The sequence below is a fragment of the Nocardiopsis sp. L17-MgMaSL7 genome (assembly GCF_003182025.1).
Lineage (GTDB): Bacteria > Actinomycetota > Actinomycetes > Streptosporangiales > Streptosporangiaceae > Nocardiopsis > Nocardiopsis prasina.
Genome location: NZ_QGTF01000003.1, coordinates 211,106 through 235,689 on the forward strand (window position 1 = coordinate 211,106; position 24,584 = coordinate 235,689).

General features: G+C 70.5%; 20 protein-coding genes. 15 read left to right on the plus strand and 5 right to left on the minus strand.

Annotated features, from left to right (window positions below; genetic code table 11):
• Position 1 precedes the first annotated feature (1 nt).
• Positions 2–910 (minus strand): SPFH domain-containing protein, encoded by a 909-nt coding sequence (locus BDW27_RS06305; protein WP_017543462.1) that lies wholly within the window; start codon positions 908–910, stop codon positions 2–4.
• A gap of 120 nt (positions 911–1,030) precedes the next feature.
• On the opposite strand from BDW27_RS06305, the gene BDW27_RS06310 reads away from it, so the two are divergent.
• The gene (locus tag BDW27_RS06310; RefSeq protein ID WP_026129053.1) at positions 1,031–1,528 is read left to right on the plus strand and encodes a PH domain-containing protein; all 498 of its coding nucleotides are present in this window, start codon (positions 1,031–1,033) and stop codon (positions 1,526–1,528) included.
• The gene (locus BDW27_RS06315) at positions 1,525–3,315 is read left to right on the plus strand and encodes a PH domain-containing protein (protein ID WP_110048581.1); all 1,791 of its coding nucleotides are present in this window, start codon (positions 1,525–1,527) and stop codon (positions 3,313–3,315) included. Before BDW27_RS06310 ends, BDW27_RS06315 begins: the two co-directional genes overlap by 4 nt.
• A 109-nt stretch (positions 3,316–3,424) precedes the next feature.
• Here the strand turns inward: BDW27_RS06315 and BDW27_RS06320 are convergent, their stop codons facing one another.
• Positions 3,425–3,778 (minus strand): STAS domain-containing protein, encoded by a 354-nt coding sequence (locus tag BDW27_RS06320; RefSeq protein ID WP_017543465.1) that lies wholly within the window; start codon positions 3,776–3,778, stop codon positions 3,425–3,427.
• A gap of 458 nt (positions 3,779–4,236) precedes the next feature.
• On the opposite strand from BDW27_RS06320, the gene BDW27_RS06325 reads away from it, so the two are divergent.
• From BDW27_RS06325 to BDW27_RS06350, 6 genes are all read left to right on the plus strand, one after another.
• A complete protein-coding gene (locus tag BDW27_RS06325) occupies positions 4,237–4,773 on the plus strand; it encodes an NUDIX hydrolase family protein (RefSeq protein ID WP_017543466.1) in 537 nt (178 codons plus the stop codon).
• 159 nt (positions 4,774–4,932) lie between these two features.
• Positions 4,933–5,616 (plus strand): nucleoside/nucleotide kinase family protein, encoded by a 684-nt coding sequence (locus BDW27_RS06330; RefSeq protein WP_110048582.1) that lies wholly within the window; start codon positions 4,933–4,935, stop codon positions 5,614–5,616.
• 345 nt (positions 5,617–5,961) lie between these two features.
• Positions 5,962–7,323, plus strand: a complete 1,362-nt coding sequence (locus tag BDW27_RS06335; RefSeq protein WP_017543468.1) for an MFS transporter — start codon at positions 5,962–5,964, stop codon at positions 7,321–7,323.
• A gap of 319 nt (positions 7,324–7,642) precedes the next feature.
• Positions 7,643–8,953 (plus strand): VCBS repeat-containing protein, encoded by a 1,311-nt coding sequence (locus tag BDW27_RS06340; RefSeq protein WP_110048583.1) that lies wholly within the window; start codon positions 7,643–7,645, stop codon positions 8,951–8,953.
• Positions 8,954–9,087: 134 nt separating this feature from the next.
• A complete protein-coding gene (locus BDW27_RS06345) occupies positions 9,088–12,396 on the plus strand; it encodes an NACHT domain-containing protein (RefSeq protein WP_110048584.1) in 3,309 nt (1,102 codons plus the stop codon).
• Between the two features lie 193 nt (positions 12,397–12,589).
• Positions 12,590–14,362, plus strand: coding sequence for a GAF domain-containing sensor histidine kinase (locus BDW27_RS06350; RefSeq protein ID WP_110048585.1), 1,773 nt, complete (start codon positions 12,590–12,592; stop codon positions 14,360–14,362).
• A gap of 27 nt (positions 14,363–14,389) precedes the next feature.
• Here BDW27_RS06350 and BDW27_RS06355 read toward each other — a convergent pair whose 3' ends face one another.
• Positions 14,390–15,046 (minus strand): response regulator transcription factor, encoded by a 657-nt coding sequence (locus BDW27_RS06355; protein ID WP_110048586.1) that lies wholly within the window; start codon positions 15,044–15,046, stop codon positions 14,390–14,392.
• Positions 15,047–15,405: 359 nt separating this feature from the next.
• On the opposite strand from BDW27_RS06355, the gene BDW27_RS06360 reads away from it, so the two are divergent.
• Both BDW27_RS06360 and BDW27_RS06365 read left to right on the plus strand, forming a co-directional pair.
• A complete protein-coding gene (locus BDW27_RS06360) occupies positions 15,406–15,966 on the plus strand; it encodes a pyridoxamine 5'-phosphate oxidase family protein (protein ID WP_026129055.1) in 561 nt (186 codons plus the stop codon).
• 243 nt (positions 15,967–16,209) lie between these two features.
• On the plus strand, positions 16,210–18,465 hold the full coding sequence (locus tag BDW27_RS06365) for a DUF6351 family protein (RefSeq protein WP_110048587.1): 2,256 nt from the start codon (positions 16,210–16,212) through the stop codon (positions 18,463–18,465).
• Between the two features lie 40 nt (positions 18,466–18,505).
• Here the strand turns inward: BDW27_RS06365 and BDW27_RS06370 are convergent, their stop codons facing one another.
• Complete coding sequence (locus BDW27_RS06370) at positions 18,506–19,054, minus strand: winged helix-turn-helix domain-containing protein (RefSeq protein WP_026129056.1); 549 nt, start codon at positions 19,052–19,054, stop codon at positions 18,506–18,508.
• 73 nt (positions 19,055–19,127) lie between these two features.
• Between BDW27_RS06370 and BDW27_RS06375 the strand changes: the two genes are divergently transcribed.
• On the plus strand, positions 19,128–20,462 hold the full coding sequence (locus BDW27_RS06375) for an MFS transporter (RefSeq protein WP_370446445.1): 1,335 nt from the start codon (positions 19,128–19,130) through the stop codon (positions 20,460–20,462).
• Between the two features lie 86 nt (positions 20,463–20,548).
• Positions 20,549–21,397, plus strand: a complete 849-nt coding sequence (locus BDW27_RS06380; protein ID WP_110048807.1) for a phosphotransferase enzyme family protein — start codon at positions 20,549–20,551, stop codon at positions 21,395–21,397.
• A 48-nt stretch (positions 21,398–21,445) separates the two neighbouring features.
• Here BDW27_RS06380 and BDW27_RS06385 read toward each other — a convergent pair whose 3' ends face one another.
• Positions 21,446–22,147: a class I SAM-dependent methyltransferase gene (locus tag BDW27_RS06385; protein WP_110048808.1), complete on the minus strand. Its 702-nt coding sequence runs from the start codon at positions 22,145–22,147 to the stop codon at positions 21,446–21,448.
• A 552-nt stretch (positions 22,148–22,699) separates the two neighbouring features.
• Here BDW27_RS06385 and erm point away from each other — a divergent pair.
• The 3 genes from erm (at position 22,700) to BDW27_RS27400 (ending at position 24,568) form a co-directional block, all read left to right on the plus strand.
• Positions 22,700–23,581, plus strand: a complete 882-nt coding sequence (gene erm / locus BDW27_RS06390) for an ErmE/ErmH/ErmO/ErmR family 23S rRNA (adenine(2058)-N(6))-methyltransferase (protein ID WP_110048588.1) — start codon at positions 22,700–22,702, stop codon at positions 23,579–23,581.
• Positions 23,582–23,605: 24 nt separating this feature from the next.
• Positions 23,606–24,187, plus strand: coding sequence for a hypothetical protein (locus BDW27_RS06395; RefSeq protein WP_110048589.1), 582 nt, complete (start codon positions 23,606–23,608; stop codon positions 24,185–24,187).
• Positions 24,188–24,271: 84 nt separating this feature from the next.
• Entirely contained in the window at positions 24,272–24,568 is a 297-nt protein-coding gene (locus BDW27_RS27400; RefSeq protein ID WP_199560558.1) for a hypothetical protein, read from the plus strand.
• Positions 24,569–24,584 lie beyond the last annotated feature (16 nt).

Below are 24,584 nucleotides of genomic sequence, written 5' to 3' on the forward strand. Positions count from 1 at the left end.
TCTACTGGTAGAGAGTCCCTGTGTTGACGACGGGGCTGGCGGGGCGGTCCGAGCACAGCACCACGAGCAGGTTGCTGACCATGGCCGCCTTGCGCTCCTCGTCAAGGTCAACGACGTCCTCGTCCGAGAGGCGTTCCAGGGCCCGGTCGACCAGGGTGACGGCGCCCTCGACGATCTCGGCGCGGGCGGCGATCATGGCGCTGGCCTGCTGACGCTGGAGCATGGCCTGGGCGATCTCCGGGGCGTAGGCCAGGTGGGTGAACCGGGACTCCACGATCTTCACGCCCGCCGCGTCGACCCGCTCGGCGACCTCCTTGGACAGCTGCTCGGTGATCGCGTCGGCGCTGTCACGCAGTGAGGGCACGGCGTCGTCGCCGTAGGAGTCGTAGGGGTACTTGCCCGCGATGTGACGGACGGCGGCCTCGGTCTGGGTGGAGACGAACTGGATGAAGTCGTCCACCTCGAAGGAGGCGCGCGCGGTGTCCTCCACCTGCCAGACGACGACGGCGGCGATCTCGATGGGGCTGCCGGAGGCGTCGTTGACCTTCATGACGGAGGTCTCGTGGTTGCGGATGCGCGTGGAGATCGCGTTGCGCACGGTGAGCGGGTTGACCCAGCGCAGACCGTCGGTGCGGATGGTTCCGACGTAGCGGCCGAAGAACTGGACGACCTGGGCCTCGTTGGGCGCGACCATCGTCAGCCCGACGGCCAGCACGACGCCCACGACGGCGATCACGACGCCGACGACGACCATGGACCAGTGCAGGCCGATCAGGGGCAGGGCCGCGATCGCGGCTCCGCCCAGGAACAGCACGAGGGACACGACGAACATGGGGATGCCGCCGGACCCGAAGGCCTCACGTTCCCTGTACTGCGGCGCTGGCCTGACGACACTCGGCGTCTCGCTCATCTGTCGGCCTTCCTTCCCTCGGGGCTCGTTCCTGGGTGATGACTGGAGCATAGCATTGTGATATCACTTTTAAGGAACGGCCTCCCCCCGGGGCCCTGCCTGAGAGGAGACGTGGACGCGATGAGCACCGACGCTCTGCGCCTGCGACCGCCCAACCACCGTGTGGACCGGCGTGCCATCTGGTGGTGGACGACCCGGTCCCTCGCGGTGACGGTCGTCCTCACCGTCATCCCGGTCGTTCCCGCGCTGATCTGGGAACCGGTGCGCTTCTGGTTCCTGGTCTCCGCCGGAGTCGTCGGCGGGATCGGGCTCCTGATCACCGCCGTGATGCCGCAGTGGCGGTTCCGGGTGCACCGCTGGGAGATCACCGACACCGCCGTCTACACCTCCAGCGGATGGATCTGGCAGGAGTGGCGGGTCGCCCCGATGTCCCGGATCCAGACGGTGGACACCGCACGGGGACCGCTCCAGAGAGCCTTCGGACTGTCGAGCGTGACCGTGACGACCGCCTCGGCCGCCGGGCCGATCGAGATCAGCGGACTGGACCACCAGCTGGCGACCGAGGTGGCCGACCAGCTCACCGACAGCACCGAGGCGATTCCGGGGGACGCGACATGACCTCCCACGACGACCACCGCCCCGAGGAGGGCCCGCCCGTGGAACCCGTCCGCGGCGCGGCCGACCCGGAACACCCCGCACCTCCGGTGGAGGGCGCCGAGGACGACTGGGAGGGGCTGAGCCCGCTCAGCGTGTGGGCCACCTCGGTCGTCGCGTCCGTGTTCCTGGTCCCGGCGGCCGTCGTGGGCACCATCGTCCTGGTGGTCGTGGGACTCGCCTGGTGGGCGCTGGCACCCCTCCCGGCGACCCTGGCCTTCGTCGGCGTGATGACCTACCTGGACATGGTGCGCCTGCGCGCGGTGCGCTACCAGGTCACCGCCGAGCGCATGGAGATGCGCTCGGGGGTGATCGCCAAGGCCTACCGGTCCATCCCCCGCGAACGCGTGCGCACCGTGGACGTGGCAGCCCCGCTCTACACGAGGATCTTCGGTCTGTGCTCGGTGACCGTCGGCACCGGTGAGTCGGCCGGCTCCGGCGGCGGGGACCAGCTCAAGCTGGAGTACGTGACCGCGGAACAGGGTGAGCGGCTCCGCCGGGAACTCCTGCGCCGCGCCGCCCCGGTCACGGGCTCCGTGGGCGCCGGGGACTCCGAGAGCGGCTCGGAGGAGGTCCCGGACGAGGAGGAGACCGAGCTCGCCCGGTTGAACCCGCGCTGGTTCGCCTACGCGCCCGCCACCTCGGCGACCTTCGGTATCGGTCTCGGTGTGATCGCCGCCCTGGTCGGCATCAACGCGCAGAGCGGCGGCCACGGCTGGAGGTGGATCTCCGAGCAGGCCGACCTGCCCAGCGCCGAGGAGATGTCCAGCCTCGTGATGGGGAAGCTGCTGCTGGTCGTCCCGGGCCTGCTGCTGGCCCTGCTGGTGTCGGGAGTGGCCGTCCTGCTCCTGGTCGCCGTGGAGACCTGGTGGGACTACCGGCTCGTCCGTGAGCCCGACGGCACCGTGCGGCTGCGACGGGGTCTGCTGACCAGCGTCTCGCTGTCGGTGGAGGGCCGCCGACTCAACGGCGTGGTGCTCCACGAACCCTTCGTGCTGAGGTCGGTCGGCGGGGCCTCCGTCCGCGCGGTGGCCACGGGCCTGTCCGCCGGTGACGCGGAGAAGGCCGAGGCCAAGAGCCGCCTGTCCCCCGCCATGCCCCGGAAGCGGGCCCGTGAACTGGGCGCCGACCTGATGAACGAGCCGACCTCGGCGCTGGACGTGCCGCTGGCCCGCCACCCGAGGGCGGCCCTGCGCCGCCGGTTCACCCGGGCGGCGGTGTGCTCGCTCGCGGGGGTGGCGCTGGCCGGTGGGCTCGCCTGGCTCCACCAGGTGGCCACCCAGGCCTGGTGGGACGCGCTGCGGTCGGCGGAGGAGCAGTTCATGCCGTTCCCGTTGGCCACTCCGACCGTCGAGGCCACCCCGGGCTGGGGCTGGTTCGCGGTGGCGCTGCTGTTCGCGGTGGTGGCGTTCTGGTTCGCGGTCGGCTCCTACCGGGGCCTGGGCCACGGCCTGCACCCCAAGTACCTGGTGGTGCGCAAGGGAATGGCCTCCCGCGACACCGTGACCCTGGAGCGGGAGGCGGTGATCGGTTGGCGGATCACGCGGTCGCCGTTCCAGCGTCGGCTCGGTCTGGCCGACGTGGCGGCCACCACGGCCTCCGGCGAGGGGATGTACACGGCCCTGGACGTGGGTCTGGGTCAGGGCCTGGGATGGGCGGACGAGGCCGTACCCGAGCTCCTGGCACCGTTCCTGGTGCGAGCTGGCGGCGACGGTGCGTCCTCGGAGTCCGGGACCTCCGTGCTGCCCTAGCGGTCGTGCCCCGCACCGCTCGTCCGGAACCGTGTCCCGGCGCCCCACTTCCCCGGGGCGCCGGGACACGCGTCGTCTCCGGGCACGGTCGCGCCCGAGGTTCGACGGGTCAGGGCACGGGATTGTCGAAGATGGGCTCGCCGTCCACGCGCAGACCGCTGGTGTGGGTGAGCGCCATCTCCACCATGGGATAGACCTCGAACAGGCGCCGCATCCCGAGCGCCTCCAGCACCCGCTCGGCGATGGGCGCGGGTTCGGCCAGGACCACGTGTCTGCCCTGCCCGGTCAGCACCTGGTAGACGGCGACCAGGGCGCGCACTCCGCTGGCGTCGAAGAAGCCGACCCGGGACATGTCCACGACCAGGCAGTCGCACCGCGAGGCCTGCGCGGCCTGGAGCAGTCGCTCCCGAAGCCGATCGGCGGTGGCCAGGTCCACCTCACCGTGGACGCGCACCACCGTCACTCCCGTGCAGGGAAAACGTTCCTGGGCCGAGAACGGGCCATCCTTCGCCACTCGGGCCACCTCTCACCGGACGTAACCTTTCCACTACGCAACCGCGTACGAGATCGTAACCTCTCCCATGAGCTTCCGGGAGGGTTTCCATGAGAAAATCCGCCGGAATCTCGCCGATATGACCCGACCGTCACCCGGGTGTCACCGTCTCCCGTGTTTGGGCGAGTCGTCGTGGGGCCCCGTGTCCACAGGACCCCCACTCCTTTCTCTCGGACACTCCCGATCCGGCCCCCGCACCGTGCTTTCCGCGCGTTCGTGCGGTAAAAGCGGTACTTGGACACCCGTGTGTCGGCCGGTGGCACCGTTCCCCCTGCGGGAGGGGCACCGACGGCCCTCATGGACACGAAGAGAGCGAAGGGAGGGAGCGGCACGCGGCTGCCCCGGGCAGACCGTCGACCGCGACCCCAATGACCGAAACCGCTGACACCCAGCCCGGCTGGTTCTCCTCCGAGGAGCTGGACAGCGTCCGCGCCAGCATGCCCGTGCTCTACGTCCAGGCGGTGCCCGTGCGGGTGGACGAGTCGGGCTCGGTGACCCACGTGGGGTTGCTGATGCGCGCCGACCCCGACGGCAGCTTCAACCGTTCCGTGGTCTCCGGGCGGGTGCTGTACCACGAGCGGGTGCGCGACGCGCTCCTGCGCCACCTGGAGAAGGACCTGGGCCCGGTCGCCCTGCCGCGTATCCCCAGCTCGCCTCAGCCGTTCACCGTCGCCGAGTACTTCCCCACCCCCGGGGTCACCCCGTTCCACGACCCCCGTCAGCACGCGGTGGCCATGGCCTACGTGGTGCCGGTGAGCGGTGACTGCCAACCCCGTCAGGACGCACTGGACCTGGTGTGGTTCACCCCCGAGGAGGCCACCAGCCCGCAGGTGCGGGCGGACATGCCCGGCGGGCAGGGCGTTCTGGTCCGCCAGGCGCTCGCCTACGTGGGACACGCCCCGTGACCTCCCGGGCCGAAGCGGTGCGCACCACGCGCGGTCCGGCCTGACGGTCCCCCGCCCGCCCTGGGCCCCGTGTCCGCGACGGACTCGGGGCCCGGGATTCGCGACGTTCGCCGTCGTGACTCCGAATCTCCTACGGGGAGTGGGTCTAGGCTGGAGGCCATGCTCGAATCCCTCGTCGCCGACGCGCTCGCCCTGGTACCCGAGGACCCGCCCGAGGGTCCCGCACGCGTGATTCTCGGCCTGACCGGCGCCCCTGCCGCTGGCAAATCCACCCTGGCGCGCTACCTGGTGCACGCGGTCGACGAGCGGGCGGGCGCGGGCACCGCCGGATACCTGCCCATGGACGGCTTCCACCTGTCCAACGCGCAGCTGGACCGGTTGGGCCGACGCGACCGCAAGGGAGCTCCTGACACCTTCGACGCCCACGGCTACCTGGCGATGGTGCGCCGCCTCCTGACCGAGACCGACAGCCCGGTGTACGTCCCCGACTACGACCGCAGGCTGCACGAGCCCATCGCCGCCCAGCACGCGATCGGGCCCCGCACGCGGCTGGTCGTGACCGAGGGCAACTACCTCGCCAGTGACGAGGAGCCGTGGACCGGGGTGCGCGGACTGTTCGCCGAGCTCTGGTACGTGGAGGCGGAGGACCGCGTGCGTGAGCGTCGGCTGCGTCGCCGCCAGATGGCCGGCGGCGCGAGCGTGAGCGCCGCCCAGGAGTGGGTCGAGCGCAGCGACCGGCCCAACGGTGAGCTGGTGAAGGGGCTGCGGGACCACTGCACCCGGGTCGTGCGGGTCAGCGGGGTTCCGAGGCTCGGTTCGCGGGACCGCTACTCCGCGCGCTGAGACCTCTCCCCCGGTCCGGTTCGCACGAGGGCGCACCGTTGGCGGCCGGCGCGCGTCCGCGCCGGGCACGCGGATCTGGTGTGCCATGGGGCCTCCTCGACACTTCGAGCGGTGGCGACCACATGACGGGACGTGTGTCCTGAAACGTGACACAGGGGCCCGGTGAGAGGGATCACCGTGGAGGCGGGAGGACCCACATGGCAGTTGATCCCGTTTCGTCCGCTCTCACACGAGGACTCCCACCCTCATCCCAAGTGTCCACATATTGAGACAAAAGTTCCATATGACGTCCACCGCGGCTAGCATCCCTCCAACAACCCGCACTGACCTGGAAAGAACTCACTCATGAAGGACGTCGCCGAAGACAACCCGGCGCCGGAACGGCCACAAGCCGAGACGGCCGCGCCACCGACCAACCCGAAGCGGAAGGTCCTCACGGCGAGCCTTGTGGGCACGTCCATCGAGTTCTACGACTTCTACATCTACGCGACCGCAGCGGTCCTGGTCTTCCCCTACCTGTTCTTCCCCGAGGGCGACATGATGGCGGCCCGCCTCCAGTCGCTGGCGACCTTCGCCATCGCCTTCGTGGCACGCCCCATCGGCTCCTGGGTGTTCGGCCACTTCGGCGACCGGATCGGCCGCAAGGCGACCCTGGTGGCGTCCCTGTTGACCATGGGCGTCGCGACCATCGCGATCGGGCTGCTCCCGACCTACGCGCAGATCGGAGTCGCGGCCCCGCTGCTGCTGGCGCTGTGCCGGTTCGGCCAGGGTCTGGGCCTGGGCGGCGAGTGGGGTGGTGCGGCACTGCTGGCCACCGAGAACGCTCCCCCCGGCAAGCGCGGCTTCTACGGGACCTTCCCGCAGATGGGCGCGCCCATCGGTTTCTTCCTCGCCAACGGCGTCTTCCTGATCCTCAGCCAGACCATGACCGACGAGGCCTTCCTGGCCTACGGCTGGCGCATCCCGTTCCTGCTGTCCACCGTGCTGATCATCGTCGGCCTGTGGGTGCGGCTCACCCTGCACGAGACGCCCGCCTTCGCCAAGGTCATCGCCTCCGGTGAACGGGTCAAGACCCCCATCGTCGAGGTCTTCCGCCACAACTGGCCCGCCGTGGTCATCGGCACGCTCATCATGCTGGCGACCTACGTGCTCTTCTACCTCATGACCGTCTTCTCCCTGGGCTTCGGCACCGACGCGGAGACCGGCCTGGGCTACGAGCGCACCGATTTCCTGGTCTTCCTGCTCATCGGCGTCCTGTTCTTCGCGCTGTTCACCCCGATCTCCGGGCTGCTCGCGGACCGGTTCGGCCGCAGGCCCGTCCTGATCACGGTCACCTCCGCGATCATCGTGTTCGGCTTCGCCATGGGCCCGCTCATGGGCAGCGGCGGGACCGTCGGCGTGATGGCCTTCCTGATCATCGGCCTGTCCCTGATGGGACTGACCTTCGGCCCGATGGCGGCGGTCCTGCCCGAGCTGTTCCCGACCAAGGTGCGCTACACGGGCGCCTCGGCCGCCTACAACCTGGCCAGCCTGCTGGGCGCCTCGTTCGCGCCCTACATCGCGACCTGGCTCGCGGGGACCTTCGGACTGGCCTGGGTCGGCGGCTACCTGATCGTGGTCGGCACCATCACCCTGGGCGCGCTGATCGTCAGCCGTGAGACCCGGCACGACGACCTGGACACCATCTCGGCCAAGGTGACCAAGTGACCGGGTGACGGACAGGGCTCCCTCCCGAGGAACGCTGGAAGGGCCGGTGCGGCAGAGGCCGCACCGGCCCTTCCTTCTGTCCCTGGCGCCCGGCCCGCACGGCTCACCTCGTGTTCCTCGGGCCTTCACGGCGAACTTATCCACCGGGGAGTACACGGAAGGGTGTACCGAGCGGCCCGGAGCGCCCGGGACCACGCCCCTGAACTGGTGAACTCCCGCGGCCCCGTGCCGCCCACCCACCGGACGGACTCGCCGTCCTCCTCACCCCTGGGAGGCCCCCATCCTTCACCGAACCACCGTTCCCCTGAGCGCGGCGCTCGTGCTCCTGGCCACGGCCTGCGGCGCCCCGAGCACCGACCTCGACGAGGCGGAGAACACCAGCAGTAGCAGCACCACCCCGGCCGCCGACGACGTCAACGGCGACGGCTACACGGACCTGCCGATCAGCGGACGCACCGGAGACCCGGAAACCGGCCAGCCCTACGTCGGCGTGCTGCTCGGCGGGCCGGACGGGCTGTCCCCCGACCGCTCCGTCACCCTGACCCGCGAGGATCTGGGGCTGGCCGACGACGGCGAGCTCCTCACCGTCCTGGACACCGGTGACCTCGACGGCGACGGCTACACCGACCTGCTCGTGGACGCCGGAAGCGGCTACGTGGTGTGGGGCGGACCCGATGGCCCCTCCGGAGAGGCCCAGCCCCTGCCCTGGCTGGAGATGGACGATCCGCGAGGTATGTACGCGGTGTCCCTGGTGGTCGGCGACTTCGACGGGGACGGAAACACCGACGTCACCGTCCTCGACCACCTCCAGGGCTCCCCGATGGACGAGTTCGAGACCACCTTCCACCGTGGTCCCTTCGAGCGGGACGGCTCCGCCGCCGAGAGCCGCGAGGTGACCCTGCCCAGTGACGCCGCGGACGCCGAGCTCGACGTGATCGACGCCGACGGCGACGCGGCGCTGGACCTGCTGCTGGTACGCAACCGCGACGAGTCCCCCGCACCCCACCTGGTGCTCCGTTCCGGGCCGGACGGACCCGCTCAGGAGGTCGTCGGCGACACGGGGCTGAGCCACGCGTACGCGAACGGCGACTTCGACGGCGACGCCCACCCCGACCTGCTCATCGGGGTGAGCGGCATCCCCAACAACGAGCCGGGGCACGAGGACGAACTGCACCCGGGGTACGTGGACGCCTACGCGGGCGGGGACGGCTTCCTGGACGCCGAACCGAACCGCCTCACCCTCGACAGCGAGGGCGTTCCCGGCGAAGCCGAGGACGGGGACGGGTTCGGCAACGGCCTCCTGGTGGGTGACGTCGACGGCGACGGGTACGACGACGCGGTGGCCATGACCGGACCGTTCCACTCCCACGAGACCGCCACCCTGCTGTTCGGCGGCCCCGAGGGCCTGACCGGTGAGCGGGCGGCCGCCCTGACGGTCCCGGAGCGCGGCGACCTCGGCTCCTACCACCACCACGCGCTGGCCGACTACGACGGTGACGGGCACCCGGACCTGCTGCTGAGCACCGTGCGACCGTCCATGCCGGAGGGCGTCACGGGGTACGTGCTGTTCCCGGGAGGACCCGGCGGCTTCGACCAGGAGCCGGTCGAGTTCACCACCGAAGGCTTGTAGGGCAGCCGGAGTCAGGGGACGGGAGTCCGTCTTCGGACAGGGGCCGGTTCGGGTTGTGGAAAACGCCCGAACCGGCCCTTCGCGTTCTAGTGTGGAATTCGCCCCCTCTCCCTCCGACCCCCCGGAGTACGCACGTGTACGAAGCCGCGCTCAAGCTGGGCGTCTCGGTCGTCAAGGCCGCCTGTGGCATCTGGATCGGCAACCCGATCGCGGAGAACGCCGCGACCACCGTGGTGGACCTGGTCCAGGAGAAGGTCACCGGCAGACGCGACCAGCGCAAGCTGGAGCGCAAGTTCGCGGAGATCGAGGAGAGCATCGCCGACCGGGTCGTCGGCTACCTCGACCACGAGTTCCAGGGTCTGGCCGAGAACGAGCGCGAGGCGGCGGTGCTGGCCGTCGCGGACGCCTTCGAGCGGGCCGGACTGACCGACCGCGTGCTGTTCGAGCAGGACCTGGACCCCCTGTACCTGGAGCGGTACGTGCGGGCCAGGGCACCCGGCGCCACCAGGGACCTCAGCGGGCAGGCGGTCACCCTCTTCGACCGGGTCCTGCCGGAGTCGTGTGCCTACGTGATGGCCACCCTGAGGACCCTGCCGCGCTTCCAGGCCGGGGCGTTCAGCGAACTGCTGCGCCGGGAGAGCCTGGTCCTGGGCAAGCTGGACGAACTGCTGGACCGCATCCCGGAGGCGGAGGGCCGGGAGGGGAAGGGCCGGGAGGAGGACGCCGAGGCTGCCTTCGTGACCGCCTACCGCAGGACGGCCGCCGAGCGGTGGGACGTTCTGGAGCTGTTCGGCACGGACGCGCGGACCCAGCGGTATCCGCTGACCCTGGCGTACCTGAGCCTTCGGGTGTCCTGGCACCAGGAGGAACAGGCGTGGGACCCGACACTGCACGCTGATCCAGCTCTCTCGGGCGACCTGCGCGTGGAACAGGCCCTGGCCTCGCACAGGCGCACCTTCCTGCGCGGACCGGCCGGAACCGGCAAGACCACCCTGATGCGCTGGGTGGGGGTGCGTGCCTGCCGAGGCGACTTCCCCGAGGCGATGTCCGCCTGGAACGGGCTGACCCCCTTCATGGTTCCGCTCCGTCAGTACGTGGGCGAGAAACTGCCCGAGCCCGCTGACTTCGTCCGGCACACCGGACGCCACCTGGCCGACCAGGCTCCGGTGGGGTGGGCGAACCGTGTGCTCGCCGAGGGCAGGGGGATCGTGCTGGTGGACGGTGTGGACGAACTCCCTCAGACCCAGAGGGAGGCGGCCCGGCGCTGGCTGCGGGATCTCATGTCCGACTTCCCCGAGAGCCGGTACGTGGTCACCACCCGACCCGGGGCCGCACAGGAGACATGGCTGGAGGCGGACGGGTTCGTCAGTGCCGAACTCCAACCCCTCACCGACGACGACGTCGGCTCCTTCATTCACCACTGGCACGAGGCAGTACGGAGCGAGATCGCCGACGAGGCCGAACTGGAACGCCTGGACACCTACGAACACGAACTCACTCGCAAGGTGTTGGGGCAGCGGCACCTGCGAGCGATCGCGGCGACGCCGCTCCTCTGTGCGCTGCTGTGCGCCCTGTACCGGGATCGGCACACATCGCTGCCCAGGGACCGGATGGAGGTGTACGAGGCTGCGCTGGCGATGCTGCTCAAGGACCGCGACCAGCAGCGCGGAATCGAGGGAGTGGAGCTGTCCCGGAGCGAACTGGTGCTGCTACTCCAGGAACTGGCCAAGTGGCTGATCATCAACGGCAGTTCGGACGCACCGACCGCCACCGCGCAACGCCAGGTCACCAAGGTGCTGCGAAGCATGCACCGGGTCACGGAGGAGCCGGGAGAGGTCTTCACCCACCTGATCGTGCGCAGCGGGCTGCTCCAGAGCCCGACGGTCGACCGGGTGAGCTTCCTCCACCGCACCTTCGAGGAGTACCTGGCCGCCAAGGCGATCGTGGAGGAGGACAGCTTCCCCTTACTGGTCAGCAAGGCGCATGACGACCAGTGGCACGAGGTGGTGGTGATGGCCGCCGGGCACGCCACCCCGACGCAGAGGGAGGAACTGGTCACCGGGCTGTTGGAGCGGGCTGACCAGGTGAAGAAGCACCACGATCGGCTGCTGTTGGTGGCCTTCGCCTGCCTGGAGACCTCTCCTCAGCTGGCCGAGCACCTCCGGGAGGCGGTGGAGAAACGGGTCCAGAGCATCCTGCCACCCAGAACCAAGGAGCACGTTCACGCCTTGGGGCTGGTCGGTGAGTCGGCTCTGCAACTGCTCGCCAGGACCCCGGCACAGAACGCGAGACAGGCAGCGAAAATCATCGAGGCAGCCTCGCTGATCGGCGGCCCTGCATCGGTCCCCGTGATCGAGCGGTGTCTACCCTACCGCAGCGAAGCCGTTTTTTTGGCCACGCGTTATGCCTGGCAGCGAGCCCCTTCCCTGGAACTGGCCAAGGCGGCACTGGAGGAGATGCTTGGCACCTACCGCTATGCCTTTCCCATAGCCACCAGTGACCTGCACCTGCTGCCGCGATACGTACCGCGGGCCCGTGTCGTCATGGTCGAGGGAACCGAAGGCGACGAAATCACACCGCTCTCCGAAATGCTACGCCTCACCCAGGTCTCCCTGAAAGTCGACTCCGCCAGCCCCCCATGGGAGATCGACCTCAGCCCACTCAGCAACCTCAATAAACTGGAGGCCTTCAAGAACTTCGGTAGAACTTACATCTCCAGCATTGAACCACTCCCCAAGAACCAGATCAGAGACCTCTCCCTGAGTCACCCAGAAACCGTTCTCGACCTGCAAAAGTTAGCTTGTTTTCGAAATTTGGAGCACCTTCAGCTCGACCACACCCTTCCACCGCATTCCCTGAACGATTTACTTCCCAAGCTCAACAGGAATCTCTCACTGTCATTCCGCTTTCAAAACAATGCGGAATACCTAGAGTACCTGACAACTGCACCAAACTCTCTAAATAGAATCACATTGATCAGCTGCCGAAATCCTTTCAACATGAGACCCTTGTTCAGCCAGAAGGATTCCCTCGCCAGCCTCTCCGTTGTCGATGATGAGCTTCAATCATTCCCCCCTTCCATCTTACGAGGCCTACCCCTCCTCGAAGAACTGGAAATCGAGGACCACCACTTAGAGAACGAGGATTTCGCGAAGGCCGCTACGGAACTTTCCGCACTGCACAGAATCAACCTGATCCACAAAACGGATCACTTCATAGCTCCCCCTTGGATACGACAGATTCCACATCTTCGTACCCTGCGCATACACGGCCGTGGCCCCGTGGACCTGACCTCCTTGGCAGGAATGAGGGACCTCACGGTGGAGGTCGCCGCGTTCCGGTCGTCCACGGTGACCGGGGCGGAACTCCTCGGGGAGGGTTCACGCGTGGTGCGGGATGCTCCCTACCTGTTCAGACCGCGGGCAGGCGCAGGGACAGCTTGACCATGCTCAGGGTCCAAGGTCATCTCTGGATGGGCCCTTTGGCCCTTGTGCCCCTGATCGTCGCAGTTGGGAGAACTGCCTGGTCAGCGCGGGTGACCTGGAACACCGAGCTGACGCGGACGCAGCGACGAGCCCCGAGGACGCACACCTAGACTCGGGGGCGCCCCAGGACAGCTGCCGGAAAGAGTCCCCCATGCACGCGACAGACGGCGACGCCCACCGCCACCTCAGCGAGGACCGGCTGTCGCTTCCGGAGGTGCGCCTGGACGATCTCCTTGACGAGGTCCGGTCCCGGATGACCGAGATCTCCCGGACACAGGAACGCATCCGCACGCTCCTGGAGGCCGTCGTCTCCATCGGAGAGGGCCTGGAGCTCGAACCCCTCCTGCTGCGGATCACCGAGACCGCGACCAGCCTGGTGGAGGCCCGGTACGGAGCGCTCGGGGTGATCGGCCCGGAAGGGGACATGAGCCGGTTCATCCCCGTGGGGCTCGACCCCGACGAGATCGACCAGATCGAGCACTGGCCCAAGGGCGAGGGCATCCTCGGGCTCCTCATCAAGGAGCCCAGACCCCTGCGGCTGCGGAACGTGCGTGAACACCCCGAGTCGCGCGGTTTTCCCGCCGGTCACCCGCCCATGCACACCTTCCTCGGGGTACCGATCCGGATCCGGGACCAGGTCTTCGGCAACCTGTACATGACCGACAAGCTCGGAGGCGCCGAGTTCACCGGCGACGACGAGCTGCTGCTGCGCGCGCTGGCCACGGCTGCGGGCACGGCAATCGAGAACGCGCAGCTCTTCGCCCAGACGCAGAGCAGGGAGACCTGGCTGGACGCCTCAGGGCAGATCACCACCCGGCTGCTGTCCGGCGCCGCCCCGGAGGAGGTCCTGCGGCTGGTGGCCCGCAGGGCAAGAGTGATGGCCCACGCGGACCTCGCGGTGATCGCCATGCCCGGTGAGGAACCCGAGACGCTCACCGTGCGGGTGTGGGACGGCCCGGACGACCCGTGCGCGCCCCCGGACTCCGGTGCGCGGGGCGCCACCCTGACCCGTGAGGCCGACACCCTGCTGGGCCGGGTCTACCTGAGCGGAACGCCGGTGCGGACCGACGTCGTCGAGTTCGACCACCTCGGGGTGGGTTTCCTGAGCCGGATGGGGATGGGTCCGGTGCTGGTGCTGCCCTTCGGCCCGCCGGACGGTGCCAGGGGTGTCCTGGTGCTGGCCCGTGACCAGGACCGGGAGCCCTTCCAGAGCAGTTGGTTGAGCATGTTGTCGTCGTTCGCCAACCAGGCGGCGGTCGCACTGGAGCTGGCCGAGGCCCGCTTGGACTCCGAGCGGCTGAGTGTGTTGGAGGACCGGGACCGGATCGCCCGGGACCTGCACGACACGGTCATCCAACGCCTCTACGCGACCGCTCTCACCCTGATGGGTACGGTGCGGCGGATCGACGACTCCACGTCGGCCGGTCGCGTCCAGGCGGCGGTCGACGACCTCGACGACACGATCCGGCAGATCAGGTCCACGATCTTCGCTCTCCAGAGCTCCGGCGGTGACGACTCCGCGTCCCTGCGCTCCCAGGTGCTGGCCGTGGTCAACTCGGCCACGGAGTCCCTGGGGTTCGCTCCCCGCCTGCTCACTCAGGGCCCCGTGGACAACGGGGTGGACGAACGGACCGGCGAACACCTGGTCGCCGTGCTGCGGGAGTTGTTGTCCAACGCCGCGCGTCACTCCGAGGCCGCCTCGGTGGACGTCCAGGTGTCCGTCGGTGACGACGCGCTGGTGCTGCGGGTGTCCGACGACGGCCGGGGGATTCGGGAGGGCGGCCACCGCAGCGGTCTGCGCAACATCGCCTCGCGCGCGCAGGAGCTGGGCGGGGCGGTGTCGGTGGTCTCCGGCCCGGAGCAGGGCACCCGGGTGGAGTGGTCGGTTCCGGCCCGGCACGGGGCCGAGGAGAGGACCGTCTAGGGCGTCCGGCCCCCGGTTCCGGCGGGTTCAGGCGGTCTGGTTCATCGACAGCCGCACGGCGTAGGCGGCCGCCTGGGTGCGGCGGGCCATGCCGAGCTTGGCCAGCACCCGGGAGACGTAGTTCTTCACGGTCTTCTCGGCCAGGTACATCCTGGTGCCGATCTCCCGGTTGGTCAGCCCCTCCCCGATGAGTTCGAGCACGCGCCGTTCCTGTTCGGTGAGTTCGCTCAGCGGGTCCTTGCGCACGGCCTCCGCGCGGAGCCGTTCGAGCATGCGGGTGGTGGACTCGGGGTCGAGGAGTGAGCGTCCCTCGGCGACCGTGCGGACGGCGCCGACCAGGTCGGTCCCGTGGATCTGCTTGAGGATGTAGCCGGAGGCCCCCGCCATGACGGCGCCGTAGAGGGCCTCGTCGTCGGAGTAGGACGTGAGCATGAGGATGCGGGTGTCGGGGAGCGTCGAGCGGATGTCGCGGCAGACCGTGACGCCGTCGCCGTCCGGGAGGCGGACGTCGAGCACGACCACGTCGGGTTCGAGGGCGGGGATCCGGGCCAGGGCCTGGGCGGCGGTTCCGGCCTCGCCGACCACCTGGATGCCGTCCTCGTCGTCGAGGAGTGCTCCGACCCCTCGTCGGACGATCTCGTGGTCGTCCACCAGGAACACCCGGATCATTGCGTCACCGGCCATCGGGCACATCTCCTCAGCACTGGATGCGGTGACCGGGGACGGCCTCGCCGTCTCGGGTCGTGGGTCGCACGGGGTCGTGGTCGCACCGTTCCGGTCCCGTGGCGGAGCACGGGCGAACGGGGGCGAGGGCGCGTGCCCTCGGGCGTGCGACGTCACGGTGCGCCTACCAGCCTAGACAGTTCAGATTGATGGCATATGAGTCGAACGTCCTTTTCTGTTTGGGGCGAGTGTCCTGGGGGGTAGTCCGCAGGTGGGGACCTTCGCCGTCGGTCAGGGGGCTCGTGCCCCTGCCGCTCAGGGGGACGACGGGCGACGATGGCGGAGGCCGGTACAGAGGGCATCGCACATCGGGGGTCGTGATGACTGGAACAGGCGGTACGGACGCTTCCGCTCAGGAACGGAGCTGGGTGGCCGGACAGGCCTCACCCCCGGAACAGCGCAGCGCCGAGGAGGGCACCGAGCGGCTCTCCGGGACGGATCAGTTGACGGCCGGGGCCGACCTGGCCGACGACCAGCACTCGGCCTTCACGGTCCTGGAGCGTCAGACCTGTTTCAACCTCCTGGCCACACGGGACCTCGGACGGGTCGCCTTCACCATCGAGGGGGACGCCGCGCCGACGGTGCTACCGGTCAACTACGCGATGGTCAACGACACCGTCGTCCTCCGGTCCACGCTGGCCGGGACGATCATGCGCCACGCGCGGGGGTACGCGGCGTTCCAGATCGACCACTTCGACGAGGAGCGGCGCGAGGGATGGAGCGTGCTGGTCTCCGGCCGCTGCCGCTGGGTGCGCGACCCCGCCGAACTGGAGCGCATCCCCCAGGGGCGCCTCCCCCAGCCCTGGGCTGAGGGGCCGCGCGACCAGGTCCTGAAGATCACCCCGGGCCGGGTGACCGGGCGCGAGGTCCACCGCACCTGAGTACGGGACGCCCCGGGGGAACGACAGGGGTGAGGACTGACGCCGGACGTCTGGTGTGTTTGGCACCAATCGGGGTATCGGTGGCGACATGGGAGCGCAAAGCCCGTTTCACCCCCGGTGTGTCCCTGACCCCGCCGCGCGCCGCACGGAGACGATCACCTCGTGCGACAGCGGTCATCACTGCCATCACGGTTCCGGCTCCGGAACGGCGACGAACACGCCCACCCGCCGGGAGGGTGTCCGTTGAGGCCCCTGTGGGGACGGGTCGCCCTGGGTGCGGGCGCCGCCGTCACCGCCACCCTCTTCACCGTCTCCGGTACTCCGTTGCTGCTCCATCAGGCCACGGCGCTGACGTTGCCTCCGTCGTCCGCACCGGCCACACCGGCCTCGGACGGTGACTCCGAGGGGCTGAGGCTGCGTGTGCTGTCCTCCCGTCCCGACACGGTCACCGGCGGGACGGCACTGGTGCGTGTGGAGCCGCCGCCAACGGCCCAACCGCACGAGGTGCGCCTGGAGGCGGACGGGACCGACGTCACCGACGGGCTGCGCCCGGTTCACCTGCCCGAGGGCGGACACGTACTGGAGGGGCTGGTCACGGATCTTCCCGAGGGGACGACCACCCTGGTCGCGGCGCTGACCGGGGAGGCGGAGGCGGCGCTGACCCCCGATTCCCCCGCCGAGGTGCGTGTCGTGGTCACCAACCACCCCGTCACCGGGCCGGTGTTCGCCGGGCCGCACCAGGACCCGTTCGTCTGCCAGACAGAGGACTTCGCACTCGCCTGGGGCGGCGACCTGGGTGCCCCCTCGGACACCGACTGTTCGGTGGAGACCGTGGTGGGCTACGTCTACCGCACCACGGACGGCCGGTTCGCCCCGCTGCCGGAGGGCCGGTCCCTGCCCTCCGACGTCGCCCGCACGATCACCTCCACCGGGGAGGAGGTGCCCTACACGGTCCGGGTGGAGACCGGTACCGCCAACCGGGCCGTGTACGAGACGGCCGTCCTGCACGACCCCCGCGACCCCGAACCCGACCCGTGGACCGCTCCGGAGGGCTGGAACCGCCGCCTGGTGTACAAGTTCGGCGGGGGCTGCCCCGGGGGCTGGTTCGTGCAGGGGAAGCGGACCGCCGGGGTGGTGGACCACGGCATGCTCTCCCAGGGGTACGCAGTGGCCTCCGCCTCCCTGAACGTGTTCGGGCACAACTGCGACGACCTGCTGGCGGCCGAGACCACCAGTGCCGTCAAGGAGCGATTCGCCCTCTCCCACGGCGTCCCGGACCACACACTGGGCTGGGGTTCCTCCGGCGGCGCCTACCAGGCACACCAGATCTCCGACAACTATCCCGGGCTGCTCGACGGGATCGTGGTCTCCCAGAGCTACCCCGACGTCGGCTTCTCGACCGTTCCGGCCGTCTCCGACGCCCTGCTGCTGCGCTCCTACGCCGAGGCGCACCCGGACGCCCTGACCAGGGAGCAGCTACGCGCAGTGTCCGGGTTCGGCACCTGGGAGGGGATCGGCGCGATGGCGGACGCCGCCGCCCGGCTCGACCCCCGGGGCGTGTGTCCGTCCGCGCTGCCGCCCGAGGAGCGCTACCACCCGCAGGACAACCCGGACGGCGCCCGCTGCGACGTCTTCTCCCACGCCCGCAACGTCTACGGAACCGACCCCGACACCGGTCTACCGCGCCGCCCGCTGGACAACGTGGGGGTGCAGTACGGGTTGTCCGCCCTGCTCGACGGCGATATCGACGTCGACCGGTTCCTGCACCTGAACGAGCACGTCGGCGGTCTCGACGAGGACGGCGCCGTGGTGCCCGAACGCACCGTGGGCGATCCGGTGGCGGTCCGGGCCGCCCATGACAGCGGTCGTCTGCTCCACGGGGGCGGCGGGCTCGCCGACATCCCGGTGGTGGACCACCGCCCCCACCAGGACCACGCCCCGGACGGTGACATCCACATGCGCTACCACTCGTTCAGCACCCGGGAACGCCTGTCGGCCGCCAATGGCACCGCCGACAACCACGTGATGCTGGTGGAGGAGCACCGCGGCGGCGTGTTCTCCGCCGACCAGCCGGTGGCCGGTCGCGCGCTGACCGAACTCGACGCGTGGGTGACCGGCGCCGCCGAGCTGGCCCTGGCCGACCCCGGGGGGACGCCCGCCGACCACCTGCGAAGGTCTCGTCCGGAGTGGCTGACGGACTCCTGCTGGATCGGTGACGAACGCGTGGTCGCCCCGCAGTTGCCGCTGCCGGAGGGGCGCGGCGACCGCTGCGCCGACGCCTTTCCCACCTACGGATCACCGAGGATCGGGGCGGGCGGTCCGCTCGCCTCCGACGTCGTCAAGTGCCGGCTCACCGAGTTCGACGAGGCCGCGCACCCGGCGGAGTTCGACGATGCCCAGGCCGAACGCGCCCGGGAGGTGTTCGCGGACGGGGTCTGCGACTGGTCGCGGCCCGGCGAGGGACAGCGGCCGCCCAGGGGGCCGTGGCAGTCCTTCTGACCTGGGCACAGGTGCCTCGGAGCAGGACCGCCGCGCGCGATCAGTCCTCGGGGATGTCGTGCCACAGGAGGGCGCCGCCGCGCAGGGGGCGGTCGCGGCGCTCGTGGTCGGTGGTGACGTACTCGTCCACGACGTCGAGGAGCCGCCGGTTGAACTCCGAGAGCTCCTCGTCGTCGAGATGCAGGGCGAACCGCCCGACGATCTGGACCGAGTCGGGTCCCGCCTCGTCGAGTTCGGTGGTGAACGCGGTGAGCGGTGAGGTCCGTTCGGCGGGCGGCGTGTCGCGGAGCGGGTCGTCCAGCCACCAGGTCTCCCCGGTGGCCCGGTAGGGCTTCTCCAGCGCTCCGGCGGCGCCCTTGCGCACAGGCCCCGCGACGAGGAATCCGACGTCCACCAGGGTGCGCACGTGGTGGAGCACCGTGCCCGGGTTGGTGTCGAGCCGGTCGGCGAGCTCCCGGTTGGTGCGGTCCCTGATCAGGCACAGACGCAGGATGCGCAGGCGCAACGGGTGCCCGAGCGCCTTGGCCTCGCGGGCTGTGGCGCGTCGGCGCTGGCGTCGGGCGGTCGGTTCTGGGGCCGGTTCTGCCATAGAAGAAGCCTAGTGGATTAATTGAGTACCCCAATCGATTGAGTTTTCTCAATCGTTCTGTCAGGCTCCGTGCATGTCCGATCCCCAAGGGCCGACGCCCTGTGATCCCCCCGACTCCGCCACGCCCGAACCCCCGCCCGGCACCGTGGACGCGTCCGGCTCCGTGACCGTCCCCGACTCCCTGGGCCGCTCCTTCTGGCGGGTGTGGGTCTCCTCCGGCCTCTCCAACCTGGCCGACGGTGTACTGAAGGTCGCCCTGCCCCTGGCGGCCCTGCGCTTCACCGACTCCCCCGTACTCGTCGCCGGGGTCGCCGTGGCCCTGGGCCTGCCCTGGCTCCTGTGCGCCCTGCCCGCGGGGGCCCTCGCCGACCGCGTCGACCGGAGGTGGGCGATGGTCGGGGCCAACGTCGTGCGCGGTGCCGTGGTCCTCGTACTGGCCCTGGGTCTTGCTCTGGACGTGGGCTCGATCTGGCTCCTGTACGCGGCCGCGTTCCTGATCGGGACGACCGAGACCCTCTACGACACCTCGGCGCAGTCGATCCTGCCGCAGATGGTCCACCGGGACCGGCTCTCCCGGGCCAACGGGCGGCTGTACGCCGTGGAGCTGACCACCAACCAGTTCGTCGGCCCGCCCCTCGGGGGCGCCCTCGTGGCTGTGAGCGTGGCCCTGGCCTTCGTGACCCCGGCCGCGCTGTGGGTGGCCGCCGTGGGCGTCCTGCTCCTGGTCCGTGGCCGGTTCCGGGTGAACCGCACCGGCCCGCCCACCGGCATACGCGCCGACATCGCCGAGGGGCTGCGCTACCTGTGGTCCCACCGCCTCCTGCGTTCGTTCGCCGTGATGGTCGGCGTCTCCAACTTCGCCACCAGTGCCGCGTTCGCGATCATGGTGCTGTACGCGGTGGGCCCGGACTCCCCGATGGGCCTGTCCGAACCCGCCTTCGGCGTGCTGCTGACGGCCACGGCCGTGGGCAGCCTCCTGGGTTCGTTCGTGGCGGAGGGGTGCGAGCGGTGGTTGGGCCGGGCCCGTTCGCTGTGGCTGTGCGTCCCCCTGTTCGCCCTGCTGGTCCTGGTACCCGGTCTGACCTCCAGCGCCTGGCTGGTGGGGGCCGGCTTCCTCGTCGGCGGGGTCGGGATCACGGTGTGGAACGTCATCACCGTGTCGCTGCGCCAGCGTGTGACTCCGGCGGCGCTGATGGGGCGGGTCAACAGCGCCTACCGCCTGCTGGCCTGGGGCACCATGCCGTTGGGCGCGGTGGCGGGCGGTCTGATCGCCGAGTTCCTCGGGGTCAGGGTGGTCTTCCTGAGCATGGGGGTACTCATGCTCACCCTGCTGGTCCCCCTGGCGCGCATGGACGAGGCGACCCTGGCCGCCGGGGAGAGCACGGTCGAAGAGCGCGGCACCGTCTGAGGAGCGGGGCCGGGGTGGGCCGGAGAGCGGTTCCACGGCGCGGAAACCGGGTGGACACCGTCCGTCCCCGCCGTGAGGATGGCCGTGTGACACGCGACCACCCCTCCGGCCCTGCCCCTCTCCCTTCGGGCGACTCCGACGACGTCGAGGTCCTGGAGGGCGGCAACGTCTCCGACCTGGTCCTGCGAATCGGCGCCACCGTGCGCAAGCCCTGGCTTCGCTCCTCCCCCGCCGTGACCGCCCTGCTGCACCACCTCCACCGGCACGGATTCACCGGCGCCCCGGTCTCCCACGGCGAACACCCCGAGGGCCACCAGTGCCTGGCGTACGTCCCCGGCACCCTGGCCGACCGGATGCCGCCCATGACCACCGACGAGCTCCGCGAACTGGGCGCGATGGCCCGGCGGCTGCACGACCTCACCGCCGACTTCCGACCTCCGGAGGACGCCGACTGGCAACGCCTCTTCCCACCCGAGGAACCGGAGGTGATCTGCCACAACGACCTCGCCCCCTGGAACCTGGTCCGCGCCCCGGAGGGGGCGCGGGAGGCGTTCGACGGGGGCGGGCGACGAGCCGAGTCCTGGTGCCTCATTGACTGGGACGGGGCCGGTCCGGCCAGCCGGATGGGCGATCTCGGCTACGCCGCGCACGGGTTCGTCCCCCTGCACGAGGGTGGCGACCCCGAGGTCGACGGCCGGAGGCTGCGGGCGCTGGCGGACGGCTACGGCTGTGACACCGAGCAGCGCCGTGCCCTCCCCGGCGCCGCGCTGCGGAGGGTGCGCGGGATGTTCGACATCCTCACGGAGGGGGCGCGGACCGGTCTGCAGCCCTGGGCGCGCCTGCACGCCGAGGGGCACGCCGACCACTGGGGCCCGGCCGCCGACTACATCGAACGACACCGGGCGCGTTGGGTCGAGGCGCTGACCGAACCGTGAGCCCCCGCCCCGGAGGGGAAGGGTGCGCGCGGGGGTGGCCCGGGCCGGTCAGTCCGGCCGGACCCACACGAACGCGGCCGAGATCGGGAAGCCCCGGAACCTCTCCCACTGGGGTTTGGCCGCCACCCAGCCGTCGTCCACGACCGCCTCGTTCAGCTCCTCCAGACGCCAGCCGCTGGCCAGGGCGGCGCTCACGTGGTCACCGAGCAGGTGCACGTGGGTGGTGATGGCGACCTCCTCCCCCGAGGCGTCCGTGAAGTGCGTGGGCATGCCCGAGGCCATGATGAACTGCGGGTGGTAGGCGACCAGCACGCAGCGCCCGCCCGGCCTGGTCAGGCGCCGGGCCTCGGCGTAGAGGGGCGCGAGGTCGGGCAGGTGTTCGTCGATGAGCGAGGCGATGACGAGGTCGTAGGTGGCGCCCGGCAGACCGGTCGCCCGGACGTCGCCCTGGGTGAGGGTGTCGTGGGCGCCCCGGTTCCGCGCCAGGCCGAGCATCCCGGCGCTGAGGTCCACCCCGTCCACGTGTTCCACGTCCCTGCCGCGCAGCCAGGCTCCGGTACGGCCGGTGCCGCAGCCGAGGTCGGCGGCGCGGCGGACCCGGGACCAGTCGGGTGCGGTGAGCCCGTCCAGCAGGGCCAGGTCCATGGCGTCGCGCACGGAGTCCTCGTAGGTGCTGGACCACCCGTCGTAGCCGGTGGCCACGTCGACCGTGCGGTAGTGACGGGTGTCGAAGTCGGAGAAGTCAGGCATGTCGCCGAGTATGGCCCGGTCGGAGCCGTCAGCGCGAGTGGGTTTCACGGGGGCCCGGGCGCCCCGCACGGTGGTCCGGGCTGCCCGGGTGGCGTGGACGGGACTCCTCGCCGAGAAACCCGTTGCGGCGCCTTGCGCCCCTCGCCTACCGTGCTGTCCATGGCAGCCTTCCACGCGATCTTCCACGGCCAGTACGCCTGGCCCGTGGTCGCTCACGCCCTCATCCGCCTCCGGTCCGTTCCTCTGGACCGGTAGCCGAACCCCTCCGAGCGCACCGCCGTTTCCGCGCCCCGTTTTCCCCGGGGGCGACGTCGGCGGTGCCAGGGGATCGCGTTCACGCTCGGGCACGTCCTCGCTCTGACGTGCCCTCGCCGTGACGGGTTCTCGCTCAGCCACGTATCGGTCCAGGCCCTGCCGACGTCCTCCTTCCTTCGGACGGGCAGCCGCGGACCTCCCCGGTTCTCCCGGTGCGCGCTCACCCTCTGGGTGAGGCGTCCCCTCGTGCTGCCCGTCCACGTCAGCCCGCCTCCGAGGCGGCAGAACGGACCACGCGTGGCACGCCACTCCCGCAGGACCCCCGCCCACCGCGACCCCACCCACCGCGACGGCGGTCCGGGACGGGACGGGGGCCGACCGAACAACCGGCGGCGCCTCTCCCAGAACTTCCTCGCCGACCCCGGAACCGCGCGCTGGGTCGTGCGGCTGGCCGAGGTCACCGCTGACGACCTGGTGGTCGAGGTGGGGCCCGGTGAGGGGGCCATCACCCGGTTCCTCGCCCCGGCCGCCCGTCGGGTGATCGCCCACGAACTCGACCCCCGGCTGGCCGAGCGGCTGGCCGACCGCTACCGGGACCCCGCCAAGGGGGTGCGGGTGGTGCACGGCGACTTCATACGCTCACGGCCACCGCGCGAGCCGTTCTCGGTGGTGGGCAACATCCCCTACTCCCGGACCTCCGACATCGTCCGGTGGTGCCTGGAGGCGCCGATGCTGACCTCGGCCGTGCTCGTCACCCAGCTGGAGTACGCCCGCAAACGCACCGGGGCCTACGGGAGGTGGAGCCTGGTCACCGTGCTCACCTGGCCGTGGTGGTCGTGGCGACTGGCCGGGCGGGTCGACCGGAACCGCTTCCGTCCCGTGCCCCGGGTGGACGCCGGGGTACTGGTTCTGGGCAGGCGCAGCGAACCCCTGGTGCCCGTGGGGCGCCGGGCGCAGTACCGGCGCGTGGTCGAACTCGGTTTCGGCGGCGTGGGCGGTTCGTTGTCGGCGTCGCTGTCCCGGGAGTTTCCGGCCGGGCGCGTGGTCGACGCGCTGCGGTCGGCGGGGGTGGACACGGGCGCACCGGTGGGACTCGTGCGCCCCGACCAGTGGGTGGAGGTCTTCCTTGCGCTGTCCGGTCCCGGTCGGACGGGATCCCGGCGCGGCAGGCGAGGGTGAGAGCCCCTCACCTAGCGTGGAGGGATGCGACGATTCCTCCCCTGTGTCCTGACTCTTCCGATCCTCCTGCTCAGTGGTTGCGGCACCCCCGAACAGGAGGTGTCACCGGACCCGCCGACCGTGACGGAGCCCTCCGCCGACGACGGGACCGTGACCGAGGAGCCGACCAACGAGGGGGAGGAGCCGGAGGAGGGAGGCGAGGCCCCCGTCGGGAGCCACAGGGACGGATCGGAGTACCACTTCGGTGAGGGCGCGGTCTTCCCGTACCCGGTCGGCGCCTACGAGGAGGAGTTCCAGGAGGGGGTCGAGGAGGACGTGGTCTACACGGTGGACGACGTCGTCCTCTCCCCGTCCGGGCGGGTGGCGTTCACCCTGACGGTGGAGGTCCCGCAGCTGGGCCGCGTCTTCGGTACGGGCCTGCTGGACGTGCGGTGTTCCTACGAGGAACTGGAGGGCCCCGCCACCTCCGAGGCGCGGCTCGGCGAGCTGGAGACCGGGGCTCACCCGGTGGACATGGAGTGCGAGGCGCCGGACTCCCCCTCCTCCGTGCTGATCTCGGTGGTGAACGGGGAGGACGAGGCGGACTTCCGTGGCCCCGTGGGGTGAACGGTGCGCTCGGTCCAGGGGCCGTGGCCGTATACGGCCACGCTCCTTGGCAACCCGACCAGGGACCGAGGGTGTCCGACGAGTATGGACACCTTCGTCGCGTACCTCGGTTCCCCCTCCCCCGTGACCAGCTCCCTGGGAGAGACTCCCGGCCAGACCATCGCCCTCCTCCTCGTCCTCATTTCGTCGGTCCTCTTCCTCTTCGTCATCTTCCTGATCGCGCCGTCCGACAGAGGCGGTCAGCGGGGAGGGCGCCGCAGCGGTGCGGGGGGCCGCTCCGCCTCGGGCGGTGACGTCGGTGGAGGCGGCGTCAGTGACGGTGGAGGCGGGGGCGGTGGAGGCGGTGGTGACGGCGGGGGCGGCGGCGGAGGAGGCTGTTGAGCAACGCCGCCGCCCC